The following is a 23,682-nucleotide window of genomic DNA, read 5'->3' as shown; positions in this document are numbered from 1 at the left end:
TCATCAAACAGGAGAACACCATGTCCCTGCTTCAGATATCCAGCTTTGCCGCTGGCAATTGGGTCGCGCCCGGAGAGGGCGCACGCATCATCGCGTCCGCCATTACTGGTGCGCCGTTTGCCACCGCAGGAAACGCAACGCTTGATGTTCAGGCTATGCTGGATTACGCGCGCACCACCGGCGGTCCCGCCCTACGCAAGCTTACGTTTCATGACCGTGCGAGGATGCTCAAAGCGCTGTCACAAGAGCTCTCGACGCATAAACAAGCACTCTACGACCTGAGTTTCGAGACCGGAGCCACTCAGAAAGACCACCTGATCGACATCGACGGTGGCATCGGCACAATGTTCGTCTTTGCCTCTAAGGGTAGGCGCGAGATGCCGGACGCTCAGGTCTATCTGGACGGAGACACCGAGCAGCTCTCGCGCAATGGCACCTTTCTTGGGCAGCACATCTGCACCCCATTGCAAGGCGTGGCGGTCCATATAAACGCATTCAACTTCCCGGTCTGGGGGATGCTGGAAAAGCTGGCTCCGACCTTGTTGGCGGGCGTTCCGGCCATCGTGAAACCGGCCACCAACAGCTGCTATGTCACCGAACTGGCGGTGCGCATCATGCTGGACAGCGGCATTCTACCTGCAGGTGCGCTACAGCTGGTCTCGGGCGGGTTGGGGAACATGCTGGATCATCTGGGTTGCCAGGATGTGGTTAGCTTCACCGGCTCTTCTAGTACCGCGCTGATGCTGCGCCAGACGCCCGCAATCCTGCAGAACTCGGTCCGCTTCGTGGCGGAACAGGACAGCTTGAACGCCTCGATTCTTGGCCCGGATGCGGTTTCAGGAACACCTGAATTCGATCTGTTCGTCAAAGAGATCACTCGCGAGATGACCACCAAGGCCGGTCAGAAATGCACAGCCATCCGACGCATCATCGCACCCGATGGTCAGGTCGATGCGGTGATCACCGCGCTCTCGGGTCGGTTGGCGAAGATCACCATCGGTGACCCTCGAGCAGAGACCACGCGCATGGGGGCGCTTGTGTCGAACGGTCAAAAAGCCGACGTGTTGGAAAAAGCCGCTCTGATCGGGCAAGAGGCCGAACGAGTGTTCGGCAATCCCGACGCATTCGAACTGCATGGCCCCGAATCCGGCGCCTACGTTCCGCCAATGCTGTTTCACTGCGCTGATCCCGACAACGCGCAGCGGATCCACGATACCGAGGCGTTCGGCCCGCTCTCAACCCTCATGGGCTACCGCGATCTGGATCATGCGGTGGCGTTGGCCAATCGCGGGCAGGGGTCTCTGGTCACATCTCTGATTACCCACAACAGTGATGTTGCGCGCGACGTAGTGATGGGGGCCGCAGCCTACAATGGGCGGATTTACATCAACGACCGCGACTCGATGGCGGAATCGACCGGCCATGGCTCGCCGCTGCCGCATATGGTGCATGGCGGGCCGGGTCGCGCGGGCGGCGGCGAGGAATTGGGCGGTGTGCGCGGTGTGAAACACTATATGCAGCGCACCGCGATACAAGCCTCACCACGTATTTTGACCGAGGTTGGTTCCAAATGGGTGCCCGGTGCACCTGAAATCAAAGGCCCTGCACATCCCTTTACTCGTAAGTTCGGCGAGCTGCGATTAGGAGAGACGCTGCACACCGCCTCACGCACGATCACTCTGGAGGATATCGAACACTTCGCCAGTTTCACCGGCGATACGTTCTATGCCCACATGGACGAAGACGCGGCGGCGCGAAATCCCTTTTTCCCCGGTCGCGTAGCGCATGGCTATCTGTTGCTCAGCTTCGCGGCAGGCTTGTTCGTTGAACCGAATGAAGGGCCGGTGCTTGCCAATACCGGTCTGGATGGGTTGCGGTTCATGAAGCCTGTTGTTGCGGGCGATGACATCAAAGTTCGTCTAACGGTTAAAAACAAGACCCTGCGGAATGACGAATATGGCGAAGTGCGCTGGCACGTGACCTTGACCAATCAGGATGATGAGCCGGTAGCGGAATATAAGCTGTTGACTATGAACGCCTGCTGAGCGCTTGCATATACCTGTTTTTCTTATTGGAACTGGCAGGTTAAACTGGCCTTATGACCAAACAAACCTCGTGGTTCGAAACAGCCGTGACCGAACTGGCGGACCCGCAGGATCAGCGGGTATGGTCCATCATCGTGTCTCTGTTCGGTGATATGGCACAGGACCCAGGTGCGCAGATTTCCGGCAGCGCGTTGACGCGGATTATCGAACCGATGGGCATTAAACCTGAAGCCATCCGCGTTGCCCTGCACCGTCTGCGAAAGGATGGTTGGATTGACAGCAACCGGATCGGCCGCGTCTCGCGTCATGTGTTGAGCGAATTCGGGCGAACCCAATCGGCGGCTGTTACTCCTCGTATTTACGCCCGCGGATCAACACCCGCCGGGCGCTGGCACCTGTTGATCGCCGAAGATGGCAAGACGCAAGTGCTTGAGGACGTCATGCTGAACCACGATTACACCCCGATCAGTCGGGGGGCGGCACTGGGGCCAGGGTCTGCCCCGGATCAGTGGGATGGGCTTCTAGCACTTGATATTGCACCTCGGGCGGCGCCGGCCTGGCTGAAGGATCGTTTGTGTCCGCAAGATCTGCGTACGTCCTGTCAAGCGCTGCTGGATGCAGTAGAAAATGCCACGCGAACCCGGCCGGACGGATGGTCGCCTACACCACTTCAAAGCGCGACGCTGCGCACGTTGTTGGTGCATCGATGGCGAAGGGTAGTGCTCCGCCAACCCGACCTGCCCGAGGTCTTTTATCCGCCGGATTGGGTTGGTCCTGCGTGCCGGGATCGTGTCTTCGATCTTCTCGATGTTCTTCCGCGTCCCCCGGCCGAAACGCTCAGCGGCAGCGGTTGACTCGTAGGCAACCTGTTCAGAACATAGCTCGGTCCTGTATCATATCGGGTTAACACCCCAACGATGAATTGCGGGAGGATCTGGAACAGGTATGGCAACAAAGACCGATATGCTCATCATCGGTGCGGGATTTTCCGGGCTTACAATGGCGCTGGAGGCCTGCAGACGTGGCATCTCGGATATTGTGATACTGGAAAAGGCCGGCGACATCGGCGGCACATGGCGCGAAAACACCTATCCCGGAGTCGCCTGCGATATCCCCTCGCACCTCTATTCGATGGCAACGCATCTGAATCCGCATTGGAGCAGGGCCTATGCCGGTGGTGCAGAAATCCAGTCCTATCTACAACAGGTTGCCCGCAGCGAGCGGCTGTATGATCTGTGCAAATTCCATCAAGAGCTGAGATTGGCCCGTTGGGATGGTGCGCGTTGGCAGGTTGAAACGGTCGACGGTCATCGCTGGTCCGCCCGGTTTCTGGTTTCAGCTATTGGCGCTCTGCACATTCCCCGGATACCGGATATTCCAGGGGCTGACAGCTTTCCGGGCCCCAGCTTTCATTCGGCTGAATGGGATCACAGCATAGCGCATGACGGCAAACGGATCGCCGTTGTCGGAACCGGGGCATCAGCTGTGCAATTCGTGCCTGAGATAGCGAAATCGGCCCAGCATATCACCATCTTTCAGCGCAGCGCGCCCTATGTTCTGCCTCGCCCGGACGGGCCGATCGCGCCCTGGGTGCGACGCCTGTATCAACGCGTGTCTCTACTGCCCCGCATCCGCCGTCATCTGATATATCTGTTGTTCGAATTTCGACATCGTGTTTTTCGCGGAGAGCCTCGCGCAGTTGCGTTCGCCATGAAGATGTGGCGGCAAGCGATGGACGGCGCAATCTCCGACCCGGAGCTAAGAGCCGCTCTGACCCCGGATTACGCGATCGGCTGTAAACGTATTCTCAGTTCGAATGACTGGTACCCAGCGTTGGTGCGCGACAACGTTGAGGTTGTTCCCCATGGCGTTGCCTCGATCAATCAGGGTGAGATCACCGCAGCCGATGGCACCAAAAGCAAGGCTGACATTCTGATCTGGGGCACCGGTTTTCAGGTCACAAACGCGGTTGAGCGCTTGAACATCATTGGCGTGAATGGTCTGACGATAAAACAGGCCTGGACCGGTGGTATGGAGGCTAATCTGGGCACTGCAATTGCCGGATTTCCGAACCTGTTCATGTTATTGGGGCCACATACCGGGTTGGGCCACAACTCGGTCGTGCTGATGATCGAGGCGCAGGTCGCCCATATCGGGCGTGTTCTGGCCGCCATGAGCAGACAAGGTGTTCGTATCGTCGAGCCCGATGCTGACAAACAAGCCAGATTCACGCAAGAAATGCAGGATCGTCATGCCAGCAGTATCTGGCAAGCCGGGGGGTGTACCTCGTGGTATCAGGACGCCAATGGGCGCAACACGACGCTGTGGCCCGGGACCGTAGCCGAATTCCGAAAGCGCATGGCGCGATCAGGGTTGGAACAATACCAGCTGATCTCTGAAATGGGTGGTGATATCAAATGACAATAACACTGACGATTGCCGCTGTTCTGGCGGGTTTCCTGCTGGCCATGGCGTACTGGACACACCGCCTTACCCGTCAGGGTGTCAAAATGGTGCCGCAACTGGGTCAGATCGTTCCCGTCAAAGGAGGCAGCATCCATTACGTTGAAAAGGGCGACCCGGCCGATCCAACACTTGTCATGATTCATGGGCTGTCGGGGCAACTGCAGCATTTCACCTACGCGCTCGTGGATGACCTAGCCAGTGATTTTCACGTCCTTGCCGTGGATCGTCCAGGGTGTGGTTATTCCAGTCGCGATAACGCCGAGCTTGCAGCGCTGCCCGAGCAGGCCCGCATGATCCACGAATTCCTCGAACTCAAAGGTATCGCGAATGCTACTCTGATCGGACATTCGCTTGGCGGCGCCGTTGCTCTGGCCATGGCGTTGGACTATCCCGACCAAACCCATGCTCTGGCGCTGCTGTCGCCGCTCACTCAGGAAATGCCCGGAGCGCCCGCCGTCTTCAAGCCGCTTGAGATTCGCACCCAGTGGTTGCGAAATCTGATCGGCTACACGATCGCTGTGCCGCTGGCGCGCAAAACTGCGCCTCTGGTATTGCGTGACGTTTTCTCGCCAGAACCAGCGCCAGCAGATTTTCTGTATCGCGCGGGTGGCGCCCTCGGATTGCGCCCTTCGGCTTTCATCACCGCCTCGCAAGACGTGATCGGCGTCGAGACGAGCATAGGCGCGCTTTGCCGGCGATACAAAGACTTGCAAGTAGGCGGAGGTATCCTGTTCGGTGCCGCCGATCCGGTTTTGGCAGCGGACATACACGGCGTGAACATGACGCAATACGGGTTGGCATTGGACATCCTGAACGATCGCGGGCACATGATCCTGATCACGGCACCCGATATTTGTGCGGATTTCATCCGTCGGGTCGCGGGTAAATCTGCTGATGAGGCGACGAAAATCGACGCCTGAGCAAGTTTCTCCAAAGATTCCTTGCAGGCGTGTTTTCCCTCTTGACCCTTCCCGACCTCTCGCTTAAATCGCCTGACACTTATGGCGGAGTAGCTCAGTTGGTTAGAGCAGCGGAATCATAATCCGCGTGTCGGGGGTTCAAGTCCCTCCTCCGCTACCAAATTCCCACACAGATAAAACACCAATAAATCAAAGGCTTTATCCAACCCGGACCGCCGTCTAATGCAGGTTGGCACTGGACATTTTAGCATGTCAAAATCGTCGAAATTTTGGGTTTTCGCACATGTAGGAGTGGAAAATGAGTGGAAAATCGGACGGCTAAATGGTGGCAAAGCGACTCAGTGAGTACCCGCGTTAGTGGGATTGAGTGTCGTCACCTTCATTTCGCTCTTCTTCTGCTTCACGGTTTTCCTCTTTGTCCAAGCCACGCCGCCTGCGGATTTCATCAATCAGCGGCTTGTGGAGTCCCGTTGGGTGCGGGCGACCTTTGTAAACGTAGGTCATGTCTTTCCTCTCAATTAGTCGATCTGCGATGCCGCACGCCGTCCGCTACGGGCTGCATCGGCTGCGATCTGCTTTTGACTACGGCGGAAGCTGTCTGCATCCTTCGTCTGGATATTAAAGGTCTGCGGTTGATTGATCACGGTACCGCCGCCGCTCGTGCCACCAGCCATTTCGACGGGAATTTTGCGCCCCTTGCTGAGCGGAATTACCGCTTCATTCGGGTGCAAAACCGCTGGGATTCCTGAGGTGTTGGACGTGCCTTCGGAGAAGTGAGGCGCATGGCGGAACGCGGCTGGTGAAACCATCGGCCCGGTATTTACGGCGACAGGGCTGCTGGTCAAACCCCCTTCGGCAGCGAAGAACGAACCGATGAGCGCGCCGAAGTTGAAGCCGCCGCCACCCCCGCCCGCGACGTTGCCGCCAAGCATGCCAATCAGTTCTTTTACCGCCATGTCTGCGATAATCCGGGTAGCGGTTGAAAGGATGGACTGGCCCAGTGCCTCAAAGTCCATCTTCCCGGTCATAGCGAAGTTTGCGATGGCATCAGAAAGGGACCCAAAGACCTGCGTTTCGATCTTTTGTCCGGCTTCCGTCCAAGACGGTACGGACGCTATCCAGTCCTTTACGGGATCGCGAGCGAGACGCCGCAACTCTTCGTTCAAGACCTGCGCCGCTTCAAACTGCCGGATCATTGCGGACGTCTGACCATCAATGGCACCACCGCCCAACGACATTGCCGCTGCCATCAATTCGGCAGATTCACGTGTAGTGGCCTGCCCGGTAGCCAGAAGGTCCAGAGCCGCGTTTTCCTGACCAAGCTTGAAGATGCGGTCATTGACCTGTTTGGACAGTTTTTCGAGTTGGCGGGACTCGTCGCCCAGAGCTTCGATACGTCCACCTCCGCCTTTTCGGTCGGGCTTGTTCTGGTCACGAAGCTGCTTTTGTAGCGCCGATTGTTGTTTTGCGGCTGCTTCCAAAGCCGCAATCTCAGCCGATGCGTTGGCGATCTGGTCAAAGCTGACGCCACCACCGCTCTGAGCCGCGTTGACCATGTCCTGCAACTGCACTGTACGGTTCGCAGCAGCGGCGCTCAGACCTTCGGAAATCTGCAATTCAAGGCTGCGGTTGGTGGCGGCAATACTTGCAAGCTGACCCGTCACGCTGCCCTGCAATGTGCTGAGCGCTGAAGGCACTGAACCAAGATTGGCGAGCAAATCGGCGGCGGCATCGGCAGCGGCTCCCAACTCTGCAGACAATGTGCTTGCCGCACTGCTGCTACTGCGAGTGGCGTCGGTGTTTCCGTTGTTCGCTGCCAAGAGGCGCAGAGCTGCATCTTCGGCCTGAACAAGCTGAGCCAGTACACCCCGCGCGCCGCCTTCTGCACGGTCCAAACCGCCCGTTGTATCTTCCACGGCCTTGCGCAGCTTTGATACAGCTTCTGCCTGTTGTTCGAAAGTTCGGGCACTTTCTACTCCGCGCATGAGTTCAAGGAAGATACGCGCGCGGTCATTTGTGGTATCGAAGGCGCGACGGATGGCATCGATATCCGTGGTAAAGAGATTGCCGTCACTGGTCAGGGCATCGCGGAGGCTTGCCACCATGTCGCTGTTGGCAGTCGCCGCATTCAATTCCGCAACCTTGTGCAAGCGTTCAAGATGGGCATCCAATTCGCTGTTGAGCGCACCGTATTCCCGGCGAAGCTGACGGATGTTCCCGCCTGACATGTTGGACGTCGCACGCTGCAAATCTGAGATACGCGAATTGGCGTCAGACAGTGCGTCAGAGAATGACTTGGTTTCTTCACCGGCAGCAAAGAACCATTTCGCAATCGCGGTTCCTACGGCCACAGCGCCGACAGTCAGCAAGGTGAGAGGTGACAGGAGCGACGTAAAACCTGAAAGCAGCGTGCGGAAAACGCTACCCCCCGATGCCTTGAGCGCCGCGAACTGACTAGCGAGCTGTGAACCCTGCATGAGGGAAATTTGCCCTACGCTAGCAAATCCCATTTGAGCTTGGACAAGTACATCAGACACTTGATGCCCAACCATGATGCCCTGTTGTGTCGTGGAAGCGGAACGCTTCATGGAAGCGGTATGTTTATCGACTGCGGCGGTATTGCCTGCAAGCTGTTGCGCAGCGCGCTGACGCGCGTCACCTGCAAGCTGGGCAGAGATTGCCCCCTCACGCTCAGCAAGGGCAATCTCTTCCAGTGCATTCTCGTATTGCTTTGATGCTGAATAAAGTGGGTTGTACTTAGCCCGCAGCCGATCCAGAGACTCGGCCTTGGTCGAAGCGGCACGTGCTGCCTCTTCGGTTTGGCGCGCGAGTTGTGCTTGTTCGCCGCGCAAATGCTCGGCGGCGACGGTGTTTTGCAGCAGGCTGCTGCGCAAATCGTCAAACTGAGACTTTGCAGAGCGAACATCCAAGGTGCTTGTGGCGTTCACGAGATTGGACTGCATGCGCGTGAGCGCGGCGTCTATCTGCGCAATGCCCCGTGCATCACCGAGATCATCCATACGCAATGCAAGGCGCTGTGCGGCTTGCTCAGAGGTGCGGAGGGCCGATGCGGATGCAAGGGCGGTGCGCTGGATCGTGGCGGCGGCTTTATCGGAGGCAGTGCTGAGCTTTTCAGTTTCTGTACGTGCCCGCGTTAGCGGGGTCACATCATACTCGGGCCTGATGTTCTTGAGCTTGGTGAATGCCCCCGTCGTATCTCGCTCAAGATCGCGTACCGCCTTCTTGATCGTCGCGATTGCACCTGTGAATTCGCGGGCACCGTTCTTTGCGGCACCAGCATCAATCTTCAACCGAAGTTCGTGGGTCTCAGCCATTTAGGTTCATCTTTCTGTGTGGAAAAAGCGGCGAGGTACTTTGCACGCCCCACACGGGTGCAAAGTACCTCACCGAAGTTGGCAACATCGAAGGAGTGGGAACCCCTTTTCGACAGCCCCATTTTACCACAGAAGGGCACAAGCTCCTAAAATCGCAAACAAAAACGGGTCACAAACTTAACAGATTTTGTTAAGTCGATTTCGGGAATTTTGAAAATTTTCTGAGGCCGATTTGTGAATCAAAGATGGGGGGGGTCGGTTGCTGGTGGGTCCCTCCGGGTGCAACCTCGGGCGCTGATGTAAACTTAGTTGCTTAATAGGTTGTACAACTAGGTGCCCACAGGTACTGCAGCCCCATAATCGGGAAAGACACCCCATATATTGGGTCCCTCCGATGATTTTATACTATATATAGCACCTCATGCCGCTGACGCGGACGTTTTCCAAGTCTCATCGTCAGGTGAGACATGATGTTAACCAATCAGCACCCTAGATGTTGTCGATTCAGGTGGAATCCGACAAGATTTGGTAGCGTTTCTGGATGTTAGTGTGGCCCGCGTTAGCGGGTCGGTGTTATCCCCTGTTGCCCATGCTATACTGGCCTTCCGAGGTGCGGTGGCTAAGTCGCAGAATCTCCATTATGTTAAATATCATATTTTTTAATTTCAATAACTTAGATGAAATTGACGTGCTTTCCGCAAAGCGCACAAGATTGTTTCTCAATCGACACCATCGTAACTCGTTGTAATTGCTTTACTTTAGCGATTCTCACGGATTTCCGTAGGTGATCTGGTGCGTCCGCGTCAGCGGTTCGGCTGCGCAGTCAATCCGGTTGGTTTTGTATATACATTGGATGTGCAAATTTGAGAGTTTACACGTGCCGCGTCAGCGGCGACTGATTGGCCATAAACAATTTAGATCGGGTCAGTTACCTTTCATAAAACCAACTGCTCCCGAGACCCCGTTCCCCATAGTTTCTAGGTCTTTTTCTTCGAACTTCCTGAAGGCTCCAACGAACAATGCAACCGTTATCGTAGTGATCGAAGTGATCGGGGCCACCACCATCGCAACCGAGAAAGCCGGACTGGCGAACAGAAACGGGCCCCAAAATGCGCTGTGCACAAGATGCCAAAGGATTGCCGCCATGCCTACGATAACCACCACGCCAGAAACAACAGCAATCCACTTAATGGCGTACCTTTGGCCTATTTCACGCCTAGCGAGTTTGCTGATTGCTGCCTCGGCCTCTAGAAGCTCGTACTCTAGTTCCTCGCGGCGATTTTCACGCGAAGGTCCTTCTGGCTCCAAATCTGGGTCAATTGGCGGGATTTCATCAGACATTCGCGGCTTGCCTGTCAGCCTCCGCTCTCTTCATTACGTAGTGCTGCTTGATCAATTCGTCAGGGATGACCGCATGATACCCGCCTGATTTTGTTGCAATATCCCAAGGTCCACCGGACACATGCGTCAGATCAGAAAGCTGAAATGGCTGCAACCTTCCGTACACGTTGTACACTTGATCAAGTAGATACTCGTCACTCGGAGTGAATTGAGCATTTGGCACCTGAACGGGGCCGGTGACGTGAATTCCTTGCCGCCTGAATGCGCCATAGACGTCAGGAATCACCGGGCCATATTGCCAAGCTTCAATCCGGTTGGAAAAGAGCGGTGAGTTCTGGGTCTCAAGATGCCAACCATGGGCGATATAGGTGAGCTTGAGAAGAGACATGATGGACAGAGTTTTCCCTTCCCGCTGAGCGCGGGTCACAAACCAGTTTGCAACTTGTCGGGCGTCATAGATCATGTGTCTGAATTGGTTCCTCTCACTATCTATATACACATTTGTGGATAAGTTGTGAATAAGTTGCGGGTTAATCGAGACGATAGGGCGCATGATATAAGAAGGTTTTCAAGAAAATTCTACCCTTGCAGCGTCATTACTGGAACAAAACATGAATAGATGCTATATGTTGAGTCCCCAGACGATTCAGAGAGCAGATATGGGACTACACAAGCCAATCGAACTCGAGAACCTAGTCATTTCTAAGCCGGACCTACAACCGAGTCTAACCGACGTTATTCCGCCCGGAGAAATACCGTCTCACTATATCAATCGATATCAAGCAGAGTACAAAGTCAGATGTGCGTTCTGCGACAGCCATATGCCACACAACAGGGGCTTTACAGTACGTATGGAAGACGGGCGCACAGCCCTTTGTGGCAAAGACTGCGCCACCAAATATTTTGGCAAACAGATCGCAGATAATCACGAGCAAGAGCTTGAGAAGCAGATCAGACGTGCGACCAAGCGCAAGATAATCCAGAGGACTTTAGAAGGTGTACCTGCAGCGCTAGCACTGTTGTCTGATGATTGGATTGAAATGGAAGAGAGGGCGCTCGAAGCTTCTCACGCTTTACACATTGAGTTCAGATACAGCGGCATCCAATCCGAAATCTCGGAGCAAGGCCGATACGAGCATAAGGAATCACGTCGCAGATGGGTCGAACGTGACGACGAGTTTGGAAGGTCTAGGCGAGTCCCGATCGATGAAGAACGGGTCATCCTTAGCATTGCGGGGGCAGCAATATTGAGAGGCGGTGAGACGCGTCCACCAGTGAGATTGAGGCGCGTAAAAGAAAACCTTGAAAAATTATTAGGCGTTAACACCGAAGGAGAGCTCAGCGACTTAGTGGTCGAACGCATGTCCGAGACCCGGAGCCACTTGATCTCAGACATTCGTAACGCCGCCCGCTTTCTCAATCTATGCGCCCAGTTTTACACTAAGGAGAATATTAAGGCGTTGTCGCGCCTAACCAAGCACGTAAAGTCTACGGCGGGACAGATCGCTTTACATAAACGCCCTTATGGTTTTGATCTGATAATCACGCCCATAGATTATTCTGGAGAGGATGAAATCTTCAACTATGGTCGCGAACAAGAGACCTACCCGTTACCTGACTTTACAACCAAACCCCAAGTAGAGTCATTGCTAGCAGAACTGAAGGATGAATATGTATAGGCGCGAACCGCAGTTTAGCCGAGGTCAAGAAGTCACTTTCGGTAAACTCGGTCCTTTGCTGTTAGTCATAAGCATCGATGAAGATAGGGTGCTATGCGTTGACCCTGATTCAGGGAAAACGATGACCTGCAATGCTCGGCAGCTTTGCAAGGCTTCCTGAGATGATGTGGCTAGAAGATGCCAAATTTCGTGGACAGCTTGCAAAACTGCAAAAGGACAAACGTAAAGTAGGCGACTACTATGATCCAAAGATAGCGGCAGCGCGCGAGGCCAAGCAATGGGAACAAGAACAAATGCACTCGTCCGAAATGTTCCATGAATTGGACATGGTGGAGGCAGAAATTCGATGGCTTCAGCACAGATATGTCACTCGTCAAGCAGAAAGATTGTTGGTTCCGATCCCGAAGTTCGGCACGAAGTCCGATAGTTGGCTGCAATCCGATCACGACGGAAGGTGGCGGCTGAACGATGACGTTCTAGACGTGGTCGGTCAACGTGTCCGGCAGGAGCGCCGAGAACGCATAGAACTCTTGTTCCTTTGGCCTTCAGCGTTCATTGGTTTTATCGGCGGAGTGACCGGCATCGTATCAGCATTGTTCTTTTAAGATGCACAGCGATTGGTGCACTTCTTCAAAAAGGTGCGTGTGTAGACCCATTCGTCTACACGGGGTCTACACACGCACCTTCACGTCGTTGTTTCTGTTATAAAGCAACGACTTAAGGGGTGAGGTCGTGCGATATGTGTAGTGATGTAGACCCCGGCGGCCTTCGCCCCACAGAACAACATACGCGACGAATAGCGAGGGGTATTTGTTGAATCGTATGGAATTGGTGGTGGGGTCTACATCACTACACAGATTCAAGAAATTTTTCTTCAACACCTTGATAATAAATGGATAATGTCGCGTGTAGATGACCGTGTAGACCCTGTGTAGACGAAAGGGTCTACACGCTTTTCGCACGTTTCTCGAACTCGACGGGACCATACGCCAGAAAAGGAAAGGCCCGCTAACGCGGGCCATTATCCTTGCATCGTCGATCAGATAGCCAGTCATGCACGCTTGGCTTCAATGTCGATGACATCGGCACTGACCTTGTTTTCGCTATCTGGCGCAACAGCATTTACTTGCTGCATAGACCATTTGTAACCGTGCCTCGTGCGCGCGTCAGCGCGGGACAATTCGACCTCAATCCCGACTTCATCGTCGAGCTTGAAAATACGATCCTTATATCCAGCCAACCACTTGCCAAACGCAGCCGGGTCGTACGAAGTGGGATCATCGCGATCAATGCGCTTGATAGGCAGATAAATATTGTAGGCCTGTACGACGGACAACAACCCCGGCTTTGTATTTGGACTGTCGCCAATATCCCTAACGTACATCCCGTGCTTTTCATCCAACGAGTTGCCACGTACGTCGCTAGCCTCACTCCACCATGCAGACAAAACTTCCTGAATTGCATCATCCTCGCCAGACTCGACAACCTCAGTCTTACGATTGGCCTGCCAAGTGGTCCAGTTTCGCGCTGCTGCACCGATGATGCCACCGATAACCTTTACATAGGCTTCGTAGCCACCCCAATGGATCGCATCTGGGATTGAGGCAACATCTGGACCACCTCGCCAACTCGTAGGCGTCACAGGCTCAGGGCATCCCTTTTCGATCCAATTTTGGATCAGTACCAACGCAGCCCAAACCAGTTCGCCTCGATTTTCGCTTACCCATGCCAACAGTTCGGGATGCCGGAACCCGTTTCGCGCGCCGGGGTCGGCGCAACGAGCATCCAACCTAATACGCCCAATACGTTCTGAAAGCTCACGACTAAAAGACGGATTGTTGCCGGTCAAGGCGTGGGAACAGGTGACAGGAAGCGCACGCATTTCACTCTTTCCAAGCGTCCGACCGACATAAACCCTATCGGTCCAAAACTTCGCGAGTGTCCCACCCGAAATCTCTCCTGATACGTTGTCGAACAGATTGATAGCTGTGCCCGACATGAGAATAGCAGTGGCCCGTTTATCTCGTTCCTCTTCACTGTCCGGAAGTGTTTGGGTGCCCGAAACGCCCGAAACAACCAACTGGACGGCATTCACCAGCATGGTAGCTCCAGTGCGCGGCGATGGTTTGTGAAAAAGTGAAACCGGCAGGGGCCCATCAATCATTGGGCGTGCAAATTGCTCCAAGAGAAAACCTATAGCGTTGAGGAGAGAAGGCGGTGGTGGGTTAGTAGTACTCCCGTAACAAGCGGCTGACACAATCTCTGCTCGCGTCCACCCATCAAACGGGAAGTCACCCATGAGCTCTTCCACGATCAATCTGCGTGCCTTGCTCAAAGCCCCGCGTCCTACACGGTCGGGCAATGCCCGAATATTCAGGTCATTTGGCGGTTGATAATAGACCCAGCCGTTGGCGTTGTATCCGCGCTTGTTGATCAAAGTCTTGTCCGCTCCGTAAATCGGAACACGGATCAGAGATGCAAGATACGGCAAGTCGCGGATATTGGTATTGAACAGGTGCTTAATGGCCTCAGGCGGAGCATGCGTAGCAAAGTCGTCTCCGTCACCCGTTACATCATAGAAGCGAACACATTGCTGAACAGCAGTCTGGAATTGGTCCTTATTCAATACACCGATTTCAGTTTGACCGATTTCATCTATATGGTGGACCGCCGCAAAATTCATCCCATGCCGAAACAAAGTAGGCTCTTTTGAATGTGCGTTGATCAGCAGCTTCTGGGTGACTTCTAGCTGAGTATCGAAACCAACACCGACATTGACACCGCTGGGCAACCTATCCAAACGCTGAGTATGCAGCAGTTGGTCGACCGCCATCACAAGACCCGTCCACCATCGATCAGGCATCTTCGCGCCAATCTGCTTCATTTCCTCGAGCACGCCAGCTATCCGCAGCATGTCTTCGCCATTCTTTTTCATACCTGCGATGATTTCCGCGAATTCAACGGCGGAAGGGTCTTTCAGCTTTTTGACGGCTACTGACGCCGACACGCTTACAAGCTTCTTCGCTGATTTGATTTTCTTTTGATCCGACTCCTTGAAGGACTTCAGAATCTTCTTGGCTTCTGCCTTGCTCACGCTAGATACTCCTTGAATTTGGTGTTGTGGGGCCGCTGACGCGGCCCACAGTTAATGCGCTGTCGCGGCCTGCTTCGGATTACTTTCCTGACCCTGCGTGTCTTCACTGGCACTGCACTCGACGGGTTTCCGGTCACGCAGGATGAAGTGGTCCAATGCTTCGCGTATGTGGACCATCACGCTTTCAGGGGAAGTTTCGGGCGACAGGTAGAAGCCTGCATTGGCCAGTCGAGAAACAGCCGCTGACACATCCGAAAAGATTTCTCCAAGTGGAACGTTCGCCCAACCGTCGGCTTTGGTTCCGTTGTCCTTCAAGCTTCTCGCAGTCACGAACTGAATACGGACAAGCTTCTTTCCGGCACTGTTCGAGCAAAACTTTTCGATCATGAAGGCTGAACAAGCGCAGGTCTCGCGATCATTCCCTTCGTCGTCTTTGTCGTAAAACGCGAGTATCCCGCCAAAGTTGGAAGAATTGTCAAGCCACCATTCAAACGGGTGGCATTTGGCGCACAAACACTGCATTACGCCACCTCCGAAATAAGCGAATTCAATTCATCGCAAAGAGCCAGCAAATCCCCTTTATTGGCGACAACTTTCATATCCAGTTCAGCCGCTTCCTTAATTCTCTGACCAAGCACACAAATACGTGCCTCTTGCTGCCCATTCATTAGCTTTTCTCCTGTGTTCAATTTTCAAGTTAGTTCGATTTTCTGCGAACACGAGAGAGTTAGAGGTGAAGCTAAATTCAAGTCAACAGCCTGAAAATGTGCCATTTTCCGCGTCTATATTCACTGTTCTGGAACGGGAAACGATTTAATAGACCTTTTGTAACTTCAAGTGAGATTTCTTATGACTTGAAGTTACATTTCGACCATTCAATTACCCTGTATTCTAGGTTTTATTGCGTCATTGTTTCGAATTGGAATGGCCAAATGTGCTAAAACTTTTTTTGATATCTTTTCAGTTTTCGGTACATTTCGAAAAACATACTACTTGAAGTTATATTTCTAATGCTACGGAAGCTCGCGCCAGTCTCCAAGATCGCCGATTTTGATGACATGATTCGAATCGCCGTTACTGAAAACACCGCTTCGGGTCTCTCTCGAACCAAGCAGTTCGAGAGCGTATCGGGCTTCCGTCAGGTCGGTATCTGCGGCCTCACGCACCTCTTGCACTGACACAGCAAAGTTAACGCTATGCCCCTGTTCAATCAAACGCGTGTCGATTGCATCGGCCAAAATCAGGGCTGACGCGTAGTCGTCTTGGTCCAGATGCGTAGACAACCAAGCGCGGCGTTCAAGCATCCGGTCGCGGTTCGATTCCGGTTCGTTGGGAATGTTCAGGGCATCGATTTGGGCAAGGTACATCCGTGCCTTTTCAACATCGGTGAGCTCGATGGTCATTCTAGTTCTCGCTGTATGGAAGTGGTGTAGTGCGCCTGCCCGGTCTCGACCGGGCAGGCAACGTGCACATATCTAGGAGCGACTACGTGCTTCGGGGAAACTCAGTTTCGAGCTGCGCACTTATGGCCCGCTCGATTGCACCGATGTTTTCGCGGAACGCCTCATAGGAGCCGCTGGCCAAGCGTGCTGCGTTCCAAAGGGACAAACGCCGGTAAAAGCGGGCGTTAGCCCTACGCAGCGCACTGGCGGGCGACAAGGATCGCTTCGGCTTCGGCTTGCAACCTACGCTCTTCATCCAGTTTATCCTGTTTTGACATACTCAATCTGACCACCTCAGCCCGCTGCCATTTGGCGTCTCGCAGGCGCATTCTTTCTTCCTGTTCGGCGGTGAGTTTTGGCGGCAACGGACCGCCGCCGAAAAGGGAATGCTCAGCGGGGATCATGCTGATTTCTCCGCTCTGTCAGCCTTCCAACGAAGTTGGTTAATTCGTCGCTCTTCTTCCGTCAGGTAGCTACCATTGCCAGCACCAAAGCGACATTTGATTTCCGCATAGTCTTTATCGGTGAGCTTGTGGCCAGTTGGCAAAAACTGATGTTCGCCACCAACGATATGAAACAGCATGAACCACGCGCCGCCGTACTCGCGGCGGATAGTGTTTTCAAGTTGGTCTATAGTCATTTGATCAGCCCCCATGCTCGCCCTTTTGCGATGCGCTCGCTAGGGGACAATGTGAGCAGCCTGCGCAGCAACGTGGCTTCGTCTGCGATGCTAGATGGCTCTGCCATTGGCGTTCCACCAGTGAGACCAAGCTCCCTAGCCTTGCTCATGCGCTCTGTCGGTGACAATCTAGCAAGCTCAGCATGAGCCTGTTCTTCACCGGCTTCCAAAGCTTCACGCACTTCGTTCTTGCGTACTTGCTCTTGAGCGGCTTCGAGCTGCTTTATTTCGTCCAAATAGGATTCAGAAAGCGCCGCATCTGTAAGAGTTGCAATACGCGCTGAGGGCATCGCCACGACATCTTCGCGGCTCAGTTCTACGCCCAGCAAGCGCGAGGAGTCAGCCATTATCTTGCTGCTGACAGCCTCCCATCGGGCCTTCAGTTTGTCGTCATTGGCCACAATGGACCGGAAATTTTCGCCGTCATCCATTACGCGGCCTCCTTCTCTTCAAAGTTCAAATTCTCATATCGGGCGTTCGTAATTGCGTACGGCACAGCCCAGTGTTCAAAGGGTGGCAACGCATCCGCATCGCCAAGCACCGTCCATTTCAAAACCGGGTCCGTCAGGATCAATTTCAGGCGCAGGGCCTCAAGGTGCTCAAAGAGCACTGAGGACTGCACAGACGCGGCAAGAGCGTTGGTGAAGGTCACTCTCGCACCAAAGGCACGTTCAAGCTGTTCGCTCCTCAACCAAGCTTCGATACGGCGAGCGCGGGGCACGGCATTATCACCTGCCCAAAGCTCTTCACCGTCGTCAGCGGCCAGCTCAAAGAGCGCTGGAACGTGTTGCCGGTCCTTTGGTTTGATTGTCGGCAAAACGTCCGCCAGCCGATAACGACGCGCACCGTTTTGCCCGTGGGAATATTCGAGTCCACGCACTCGGGTAATGACTGTGTTTTGAGACCGCCCGAGTGCGTTGACCATGTCGGATTGACATACAGTCAGCACTTGTTAACCTACTCATAAATAGATATTATTTTTCTTTCGGCATTTCTGCCCTTGTAATAAGAACATAGCAGATTTCTGCGATTTCGTCAAAAATCACCGCAAAAACGGGTCACGGAATTGGGGGTAAAGAAAAAGCCCGCTATCGCGGGGCTTTGTGAAATCTAAAGCAAGTTTGATATCGTCAATACCGCGTCTATTCAGAACTCTCGCTAAACGAAAGAACGTATTCTCGTACATAGTCGATTGGACTAGACCCGAATCCCTTCGCAGCTTCTGGCTTGTCCGCAGTCCATTTATGACTGGTCCACTCCCATGATTTTGAACCTTCATACTCTTGGAAAGTACCCCACCCAGTTCGGGGTTCTATCGAATTGCAGGTCAACATGAGACATTCCGTCAGACGAGGCAGGAATACGACCTCTGAAAACAACCTACTAAGCGCCATGAATTTAGGCTCAAAGTATATACCAACATGAACGGACTTTAAATCACACCGGTTGTAGAGGGAAAAGGTCTCGTCATATTCATCCGGACCAGCCAACGCGCTCCAAGCGCCGATAGTGAGCGCCCCAAAAGGTGTTCTCCTCTTGGTTCGCTCGACATTGCTCTCGACAAACCTGTCGGAACCGCCACGCCGGTTTAGGAGATTGATTACGGAACGCTTGTTCTGAACGTTGTCAAAATTATCATATTTGACGATCCTCGTTTCGAAGAACTCACTCACCTCTGGCGTCAAGTTTGCCATCGCTACCGTTGCTTCAAACATTGAATCAACAAATGACTGGGCCTCGTCTTTGCTTGGTACTTGATCCTCGATTCCTTCGATCACTGACTTTGCCGCTGCAAATGAATCTTTAGTTGGTTTAAGTTCCTTGCCGTCAATGCCAGCAGTGTCACCAGTTACAAGATATACGTTGCGAAAGCCCGATAAGCGGTTTGCATCGTCACAAAACTTCTCTTGGGCTGTACCCTGCCTGATAAAGTGAGGCGTCTGATTGGGATTGTTCAAAAATGCATCTCTGAGCGCACTTTCAACATCAGAGTAGTAGACTGGCCCGTTGGTTTTCTGAAGACACGCTTTGATGAATTCATCTGAAAAAGCGCTGATTTCTTCACCAGCCAATGAAAACTGTGCCTCGGTGCAAGACGCTATTTGGACAAAGTTTGTGAAACCAGACTTTATTGCTCGAGCGAGTGGCGGAGTATCAGTCTTGATTAGATTTCGCCCCGCCTCACAAGCATCTATCACGACGACAGAAAGATCGGAATTAAACAGTCTTAGAAGCTCGAACGCTTCAGATCGAGATAGCCCGGTAGTGTTTGGAGAAGTTTCTTTGAAACCCTGAAAGCACATAAAAAAGTCGTCGGAGTTGGAAAGCCCGTGCCCCGTAAAGAACAGAAATATTTCATCGCATTCATCGTTTTCCTCGGCTAGCTTGCGTATCCTGTCTTTGACCGACGATACCGGTTGATCCACAAAGTCTACAATTTGACTGAACTTCTGCGTGCCACTCAAGAGCTCGTGCATCTGTTCTACGTCGTTCTTGCAGCAACCTAATGTAGACATGCTGTCGTATTGTGTATTCCCAATCAATAATGCGATGTTTTGGCTCAATGTTCCGCCCGCCTGTAGTTTTGCAAGTTTGCTGCCAAACTGGTCATTATACTGTGTGAAACGCAACCATGATTTTGCAGTCCAGCGAACCAACCCATGTTACAGGCGGACGTCCAGCTTGACCGCAGCACCGAACATCAAGCAAGCGAATCGGGTTTGGCTCATGAATCCCTTTCCGAACCGAAGTTTCGAATAAACCAACAAACCCACTTGCTTTTTCCAAACTAAACAGAAACATTTTGTAGACATGCGGAATCAGGGGTGGAAAATGAGCCACATCACTACAAAAATGGTGAAGTCCAAGGGAGACACAAAGCGCAAAGTCTACGTTGCACGATGGAAAGAAGGCTCCAAGAAGAAAGAAAAGATTTTCGAGCGCAAGCGAGATGCATCAAAGTTCCTTGAGACCGCAGGAGAAGACTCAAAACGTGAATTGGACCTATTCGGCAGCGACAAGACCTATATTGAAATATCACGCGAATACCGACTTAGTCTTGTCGAACCGACTGATGGCAGCGACCCCATCGGCGAACAAACCCATCGTACGTATAAACGCTACCTCACCTATCCGGCTTTTGTTTTACAGCATCACAAGATTGGCGAAGTGGATGACGAATGGATGCGCGATGTGCGTGACTACTGCGTCAAGAATACAAATTCGACCCGCGCCGCCTCTGAGGCGTTCCGGCTATGCAAAGCGGTCATGAGTTATGCAGAAGCACAAGGCTATATAGAACGCGCTCCGGGTCTAAAGTTGAATGTCGCTGTAAGCCGCTCAGACAGGATGCAAGAACGCATAAGGAAGACCGACCAAGTATTCACGACCGACGAAGTACGAACATTGTTGCGCGCGGCTGACGCACTGGCGCAGGACAAGCAGAAACAACGGCAGAAGGCATGGCTGTCGTACCGCGCGCTTGCCTACTTCCTTGCGTATACAGGCGCGCGGATTTCGGAAGCGCGGGGCTTCCCTCGCGTTGGATTCTTGCACAACCAAAACCTAATCAGCATACGTCAAAAGGCTACTGAGGGTGGAGAAATCGAGTATCCGAAAACACGGGACGGCATCCGCGACATTCCCCTCGTGCCCGAACTGGTAGCGCCCATGCAGGAGGCGATGCAAGCACACGACCGCGACCTCGTATTCTCAACTCGCAACGGCGATCCGCTTGAACTTCGGAACCTCTATAACCGAATGTGGAAGCCACTCATTGCCAAAGCCAATGAGATGGCGGCAGACGAAGAAAATGAGCTTTCGCCAGTACGAAAACTAGGCTTCCACGCTCTTCGCCACAGCTACGCATCACGCCTCATTGCTGCCAACGTGGACCTAAAGAGATTGCAGGTTTGGATGGGCCACCATGACCCTGCCTACACGGTCAAACAGTATGGGCACCTAGTGGAAGATAGGGCCGCTGACGCGGCGTTGATGGAAAAAATCGCCGTATAGGAGTGGAAAATAGAGTGGAAAATGAATATCGCACATCACCTAATACCTTAATAATAAATGACAATACCTCACTTTGATATGCGCTATCATAATCCGCGTGTCGGGGGTTCAAGTCCCTCCTCCGCTACCAAGCTTCCCAGACAATTCGTAAAGGTTGCAACCGCGTTTAATGAGCGACGTGTCATCTGTTCACTCACGACATGGGGGCAAATTTAGTGACGCTTGGTGCCTAAAAAAATTTATAGCTGTGGTAAGGCCCCATGTGAACAGAGCCGGATTAGCTCGTGTTCCGGCCTGCGCAAACAGACCAATCCACCTGAGACAAAACTGAAGATCACGGATGGGTGCGATCTCTGACGCCTTCGCTATGTCCGTTCGCATGTACCATAGGCTTTTGGGTGGCAATAAAAACCGAACGATTGGTCGATTATTTGGTTGAATACCAAAGCAGAGCAGTTCACTCTCCGGAAACACGGCATCAGAGAATTTGTGAAATCTCGGCTGGCACCGCAATTCGTCTGAGGAGGTAGGGTTGATGTCCCAAGTCATCGAATATGAAAAAGAGGGCGATATCGCGGTATTGTCGGCGAATAACCCTCCGGTCAACGCGCTGGGTGTCGAGGTGCGCCGGGGCCTAATGGACGGGATCGAACGTGCCGAAACCGAAGGTGTAAGGGCAGTTCTTATCTACGGGCGGGGACGAACCTATTTTGCTGGCGCTGACATTCGCGAGTTCGGCAAGCCACCGCAGGATCCATGGCTGCCCGCGATCTGTGACAGGATTGAAGCATCGCCGCTATTGGTGGTTTCAGCTTTGCACGGCACGGCCCTGGGAGGCGGTTTGGAAGTCGCCCTATCTTGTCACTACCGCATTGCGGTTCCATCCACGAAAATCGGGTTGCCCGAGGTCAATCTGGGCATCATTCCCGGCGCTGGTGGAACCCAGCGCCTGCCGCGTGTCGCCGGTGTCACAGCGGCGTTGGACGTGATCACTACCGGGCGGCATGTTCAGGCACCCGAAGCGCTTGAGATGGGAGTGCTTGACAAGGTTCAGGACGGTGACCCGCGCGAGATTGGTTTGGCTTATGCGCGCGAATTGCTAGCAGTCAAAGCGCCGCGCCGACCGATCTGTGACATGGCCAAACCGACTCCGATCGATTTTGATGCGGCCTATGACGCTGTGCTAAGAAAAGGGCGGGGCCAACTTTCTCCTGCCATTGCGGTGCGTGCGGTGCAAGCCAGCTGCGAGGCCGACGACTTCACGGCCGGACAGGCGCGTGAGCGCGAATTGTTCACTCAGTTGATGGCCTCGGATCAGCGCAAAGGATTGATCCACGCCTTCTTTGCGGAGCGCGCGGTTTCAAAACTGCCGGAATTGCAGGGGGTAAGACCACGAGACCTTCATCAGATTGGCGTCATCGGAGGGGGCACGATGGGGGCAGGGATCGCCACTTCTGCTCTGCTTGCAGGGCTTCCGGTGCTGCTGCTTGAGATGTCGTCCGAGGCAGCCAGTGCTGCCCAGGACCGGATCGCGTCGAATCTGGCCGGTGCCGTGAAACGTGGCAAGCTGAGCCCGGATGATCAGGCGGATATTCTGCGGAACAAGTTGTCTCTGGCCGTTGACTATGATGCGCTGAGCGGCGTCGATCTGGTGATCGAGGCTGTTTTTGAGAATATGGAGGTCAAAAAGCAGGTTTTTGCGCGGCTGGATGCGGTCTGCAAAAAAGGGGCAATATTGGCAACAAATACCTCTTATCTTGATATCAACGAAATTGCGCAGTCAGTCAGCAGGCCTCACGATGTGGTTGGTCTGCACTTCTTCTCGCCCGCCCATGTAATGAAGCTGCTCGAGATCGTGGTAGCGGATCACACCTCGCCCGAGGTTGTGGCGACTGGGTTTGCGCTGGGCAAGCGGCTGGGGAAGGTGTCGGTTCGGGCGGGCGTCTGCGACGGGTTTATCGGAAACCGGATTCTCAGCGCCTACCGAACCTGCGCGGATCACATGGTTCTGGACGGGGCGAGCCCTTTTCAGATCGATGTTGCATTGACCAGATTTGGCTTTGCGATGGGGCCCTTTGCAATGTCCGACCTAGCCGGTCTGGATATCGGGTGGGCGGCGCGAAAACGCAAACGGGCTGCGGGTCAGGACCCGCGCGCACGCGATAGCATTTATGCGGACAAGTTGTGCGAGGCGGGGCATTTTGGTCAGAAAACCGGTAGGGGCTATTACGTTTATGAAAAGGGTAAGCGCGGTGGACAGCCGAACCCCGACGTTTTGCCTCTGATCGAAGCGGATCGCGCAGCGCAGGGTATTTCGCCCCGCACGTTTTCGGATGAGGAAATTGTCCGTCGCTATATGGTCGCGATGGTGAACGAGGCGGCGAGGGTCGTTGGCGACGGAGTGGCGCGCAGGCCACTGGATGTGGACGTCACTCTGCTCTACGGTTACGGCTTTCCGCGCTACATGGGTGGTCCGCTGAAATGGTCTGATCTGCAGGGTTTGCCGAACGTGCTGGATGACATCCGTAAGTGGTCTGAGCAAGATGCATATTTCTGGCAGCCTGCGCCGCTGCTTGTAAAGCTGGAAGCCGAAGATCGCTGCTTTGATGATCTCAACAAAGAACGCTGAAGGCTTAAGTTAATCGCTCCCGCGCCCGCGCAACATTG

21 protein-coding genes and 1 tRNA gene are annotated in these 23,682 nt (G+C 53.7%); 9 read left to right on the top strand and 13 right to left on the bottom strand.

Annotated features, from left to right (window positions below):
- Window positions 1-20 precede the first annotated feature (20 nt).
- From paaZ to BLU89_RS08440, 5 genes are all read left to right on the top strand, one after another.
- The gene (gene paaZ / locus BLU89_RS08460) at window positions 21-2,045 is read left to right on the top strand and encodes a phenylacetic acid degradation bifunctional protein PaaZ (RefSeq protein WP_074736024.1); all 2,025 of its coding nucleotides are present in this window, start codon (window positions 21-23) and stop codon (window positions 2,043-2,045) included.
- Between the two features lie 53 nt (window positions 2,046-2,098).
- Window positions 2,099-2,899, top strand: a complete 801-nt coding sequence (locus BLU89_RS08455; protein ID WP_074736023.1) for a PaaX family transcriptional regulator C-terminal domain-containing protein — start codon at window positions 2,099-2,101, stop codon at window positions 2,897-2,899.
- Between the two features lie 91 nt (window positions 2,900-2,990).
- The gene (locus BLU89_RS08450; RefSeq protein ID WP_074736021.1) at window positions 2,991-4,466 is read left to right on the top strand and encodes a flavin-containing monooxygenase; all 1,476 of its coding nucleotides are present in this window, start codon (window positions 2,991-2,993) and stop codon (window positions 4,464-4,466) included.
- Window positions 4,463-5,431 (top strand): alpha/beta fold hydrolase, encoded by a 969-nt coding sequence (locus BLU89_RS08445; protein WP_074736020.1) that lies wholly within the window; start codon window positions 4,463-4,465, stop codon window positions 5,429-5,431. The genes BLU89_RS08450 and BLU89_RS08445 overlap by 4 nt, the downstream gene beginning before the upstream one ends.
- An 83-nt stretch (window positions 5,432-5,514) precedes the next feature.
- Window positions 5,515-5,591 (top strand) — tRNA-Met (locus BLU89_RS08440).
- Window positions 5,592-5,785: 194 nt separating this feature from the next.
- Here the strand turns inward: BLU89_RS08440 and BLU89_RS21525 are convergent.
- The 4 genes from BLU89_RS21525 to BLU89_RS08425 all read right to left on the bottom strand — a co-directional run bounded on the left by BLU89_RS21525 (window position 5,786) and on the right by BLU89_RS08425 (window position 10,570).
- The gene (locus tag BLU89_RS21525) at window positions 5,786-5,935 is read right to left on the bottom strand and encodes a hypothetical protein (protein WP_176797671.1); all 150 of its coding nucleotides are present in this window, start codon (window positions 5,933-5,935) and stop codon (window positions 5,786-5,788) included.
- A 14-nt stretch (window positions 5,936-5,949) separates the two neighbouring features.
- Window positions 5,950-8,766, bottom strand: coding sequence for a phage tail tape measure C-terminal domain-containing protein (locus BLU89_RS08435; RefSeq protein WP_074736018.1), 2,817 nt, complete (start codon window positions 8,764-8,766; stop codon window positions 5,950-5,952).
- A gap of 924 nt (window positions 8,767-9,690) precedes the next feature.
- Window positions 9,691-10,107, bottom strand: a complete 417-nt coding sequence (locus BLU89_RS08430) for a hypothetical protein (protein WP_074736017.1) — start codon at window positions 10,105-10,107, stop codon at window positions 9,691-9,693.
- Window positions 10,100-10,570 (bottom strand): Panacea domain-containing protein, encoded by a 471-nt coding sequence (locus BLU89_RS08425; RefSeq protein ID WP_074736504.1) that lies wholly within the window; start codon window positions 10,568-10,570, stop codon window positions 10,100-10,102. The genes BLU89_RS08430 and BLU89_RS08425 overlap by 8 nt, the downstream gene beginning before the upstream one ends.
- Before the next feature lie 196 nt (window positions 10,571-10,766).
- On the opposite strand from BLU89_RS08425, the gene BLU89_RS08420 reads away from it, so the two are divergent.
- Together BLU89_RS08420 and BLU89_RS08415 are read left to right on the top strand one after the other, a co-directional pair.
- Window positions 10,767-11,786 carry a hypothetical protein gene (locus tag BLU89_RS08420; RefSeq protein WP_143030527.1) on the top strand — a complete coding sequence of 340 codons (1,020 nt, stop codon included), beginning with the start codon at window positions 10,767-10,769 and terminating at the stop codon, window positions 11,784-11,786.
- A 131-nt stretch (window positions 11,787-11,917) separates the two neighbouring features.
- Window positions 11,918-12,391, top strand: a complete 474-nt coding sequence (locus BLU89_RS08415) for a hypothetical protein (protein ID WP_074736014.1) — start codon at window positions 11,918-11,920, stop codon at window positions 12,389-12,391.
- 446 nt (window positions 12,392-12,837) lie between these two features.
- Here the strand turns inward: BLU89_RS08415 and BLU89_RS08405 are convergent, their stop codons facing one another.
- The 9 genes from BLU89_RS08405 to BLU89_RS08370 form a co-directional block, all read right to left on the bottom strand.
- Entirely contained in the window at window positions 12,838-14,880 is a 2,043-nt protein-coding gene (locus BLU89_RS08405; RefSeq protein WP_074736011.1) for a hypothetical protein, read from the bottom strand.
- A 51-nt stretch (window positions 14,881-14,931) separates the two neighbouring features.
- Window positions 14,932-15,402 carry a hypothetical protein gene (locus BLU89_RS08400; protein ID WP_074736009.1) on the bottom strand — a complete coding sequence of 157 codons (471 nt, stop codon included), beginning with the start codon at window positions 15,400-15,402 and terminating at the stop codon, window positions 14,932-14,934.
- A complete protein-coding gene (locus BLU89_RS21520) occupies window positions 15,402-15,548 on the bottom strand; it encodes a hypothetical protein (RefSeq protein WP_176797670.1) in 147 nt (48 codons plus the stop codon). The genes BLU89_RS08400 and BLU89_RS21520 overlap by 1 nt, the downstream gene beginning before the upstream one ends.
- A gap of 345 nt (window positions 15,549-15,893) precedes the next feature.
- Window positions 15,894-16,283 carry a hypothetical protein gene (locus tag BLU89_RS08395; protein ID WP_074736007.1) on the bottom strand — a complete coding sequence of 130 codons (390 nt, stop codon included), beginning with the start codon at window positions 16,281-16,283 and terminating at the stop codon, window positions 15,894-15,896.
- Window positions 16,284-16,513: 230 nt separating this feature from the next.
- Complete coding sequence (locus tag BLU89_RS08390; RefSeq protein ID WP_074736006.1) at window positions 16,514-16,726, bottom strand: hypothetical protein; 213 nt, start codon at window positions 16,724-16,726, stop codon at window positions 16,514-16,516.
- Window positions 16,723-16,962, bottom strand: coding sequence for a hypothetical protein (locus BLU89_RS08385; RefSeq protein WP_074736004.1), 240 nt, complete (start codon window positions 16,960-16,962; stop codon window positions 16,723-16,725). Before BLU89_RS08385 ends, BLU89_RS08390 begins: the two co-directional genes overlap by 4 nt.
- Window positions 16,959-17,432, bottom strand: coding sequence for a hypothetical protein (locus BLU89_RS08380; RefSeq protein WP_074736003.1), 474 nt, complete (start codon window positions 17,430-17,432; stop codon window positions 16,959-16,961). The genes BLU89_RS08385 and BLU89_RS08380 overlap by 4 nt, the downstream gene beginning before the upstream one ends.
- On the bottom strand, window positions 17,432-17,926 hold the full coding sequence (locus BLU89_RS08375) for a hypothetical protein (RefSeq protein WP_143030526.1): 495 nt from the start codon (window positions 17,924-17,926) through the stop codon (window positions 17,432-17,434). Before BLU89_RS08375 ends, BLU89_RS08380 begins: the two co-directional genes overlap by 1 nt.
- A 217-nt stretch (window positions 17,927-18,143) precedes the next feature.
- Complete coding sequence (locus tag BLU89_RS08370) at window positions 18,144-19,658, bottom strand: caspase family protein (protein ID WP_143030525.1); 1,515 nt, start codon at window positions 19,656-19,658, stop codon at window positions 18,144-18,146.
- Between the two features lie 175 nt (window positions 19,659-19,833).
- Here BLU89_RS08370 and BLU89_RS08365 point away from each other — a divergent pair, with 175 nt between their 5' ends.
- Window positions 19,834-21,015, top strand: coding sequence for a tyrosine-type recombinase/integrase (locus BLU89_RS08365; protein ID WP_176797669.1), 1,182 nt, complete (start codon window positions 19,834-19,836; stop codon window positions 21,013-21,015).
- A gap of 535 nt (window positions 21,016-21,550) precedes the next feature.
- Entirely contained in the window at window positions 21,551-23,644 is a 2,094-nt protein-coding gene (locus BLU89_RS08360) for a 3-hydroxyacyl-CoA dehydrogenase NAD-binding domain-containing protein (RefSeq protein ID WP_074735997.1), read from the top strand.
- The last annotated feature ends 38 nt before the right edge of the window (window positions 23,645-23,682 follow it).

The sequence above is a fragment of the Ruegeria halocynthiae genome (genome assembly GCF_900106805.1).
Classification (GTDB): Bacteria; Pseudomonadota; Alphaproteobacteria; order Rhodobacterales; family Rhodobacteraceae; genus Ruegeria; species Ruegeria halocynthiae.
The sequence above is the reverse complement of the archived record's forward strand: the minus strand, read 5'-3'. Positions and strand labels throughout refer to the sequence as shown.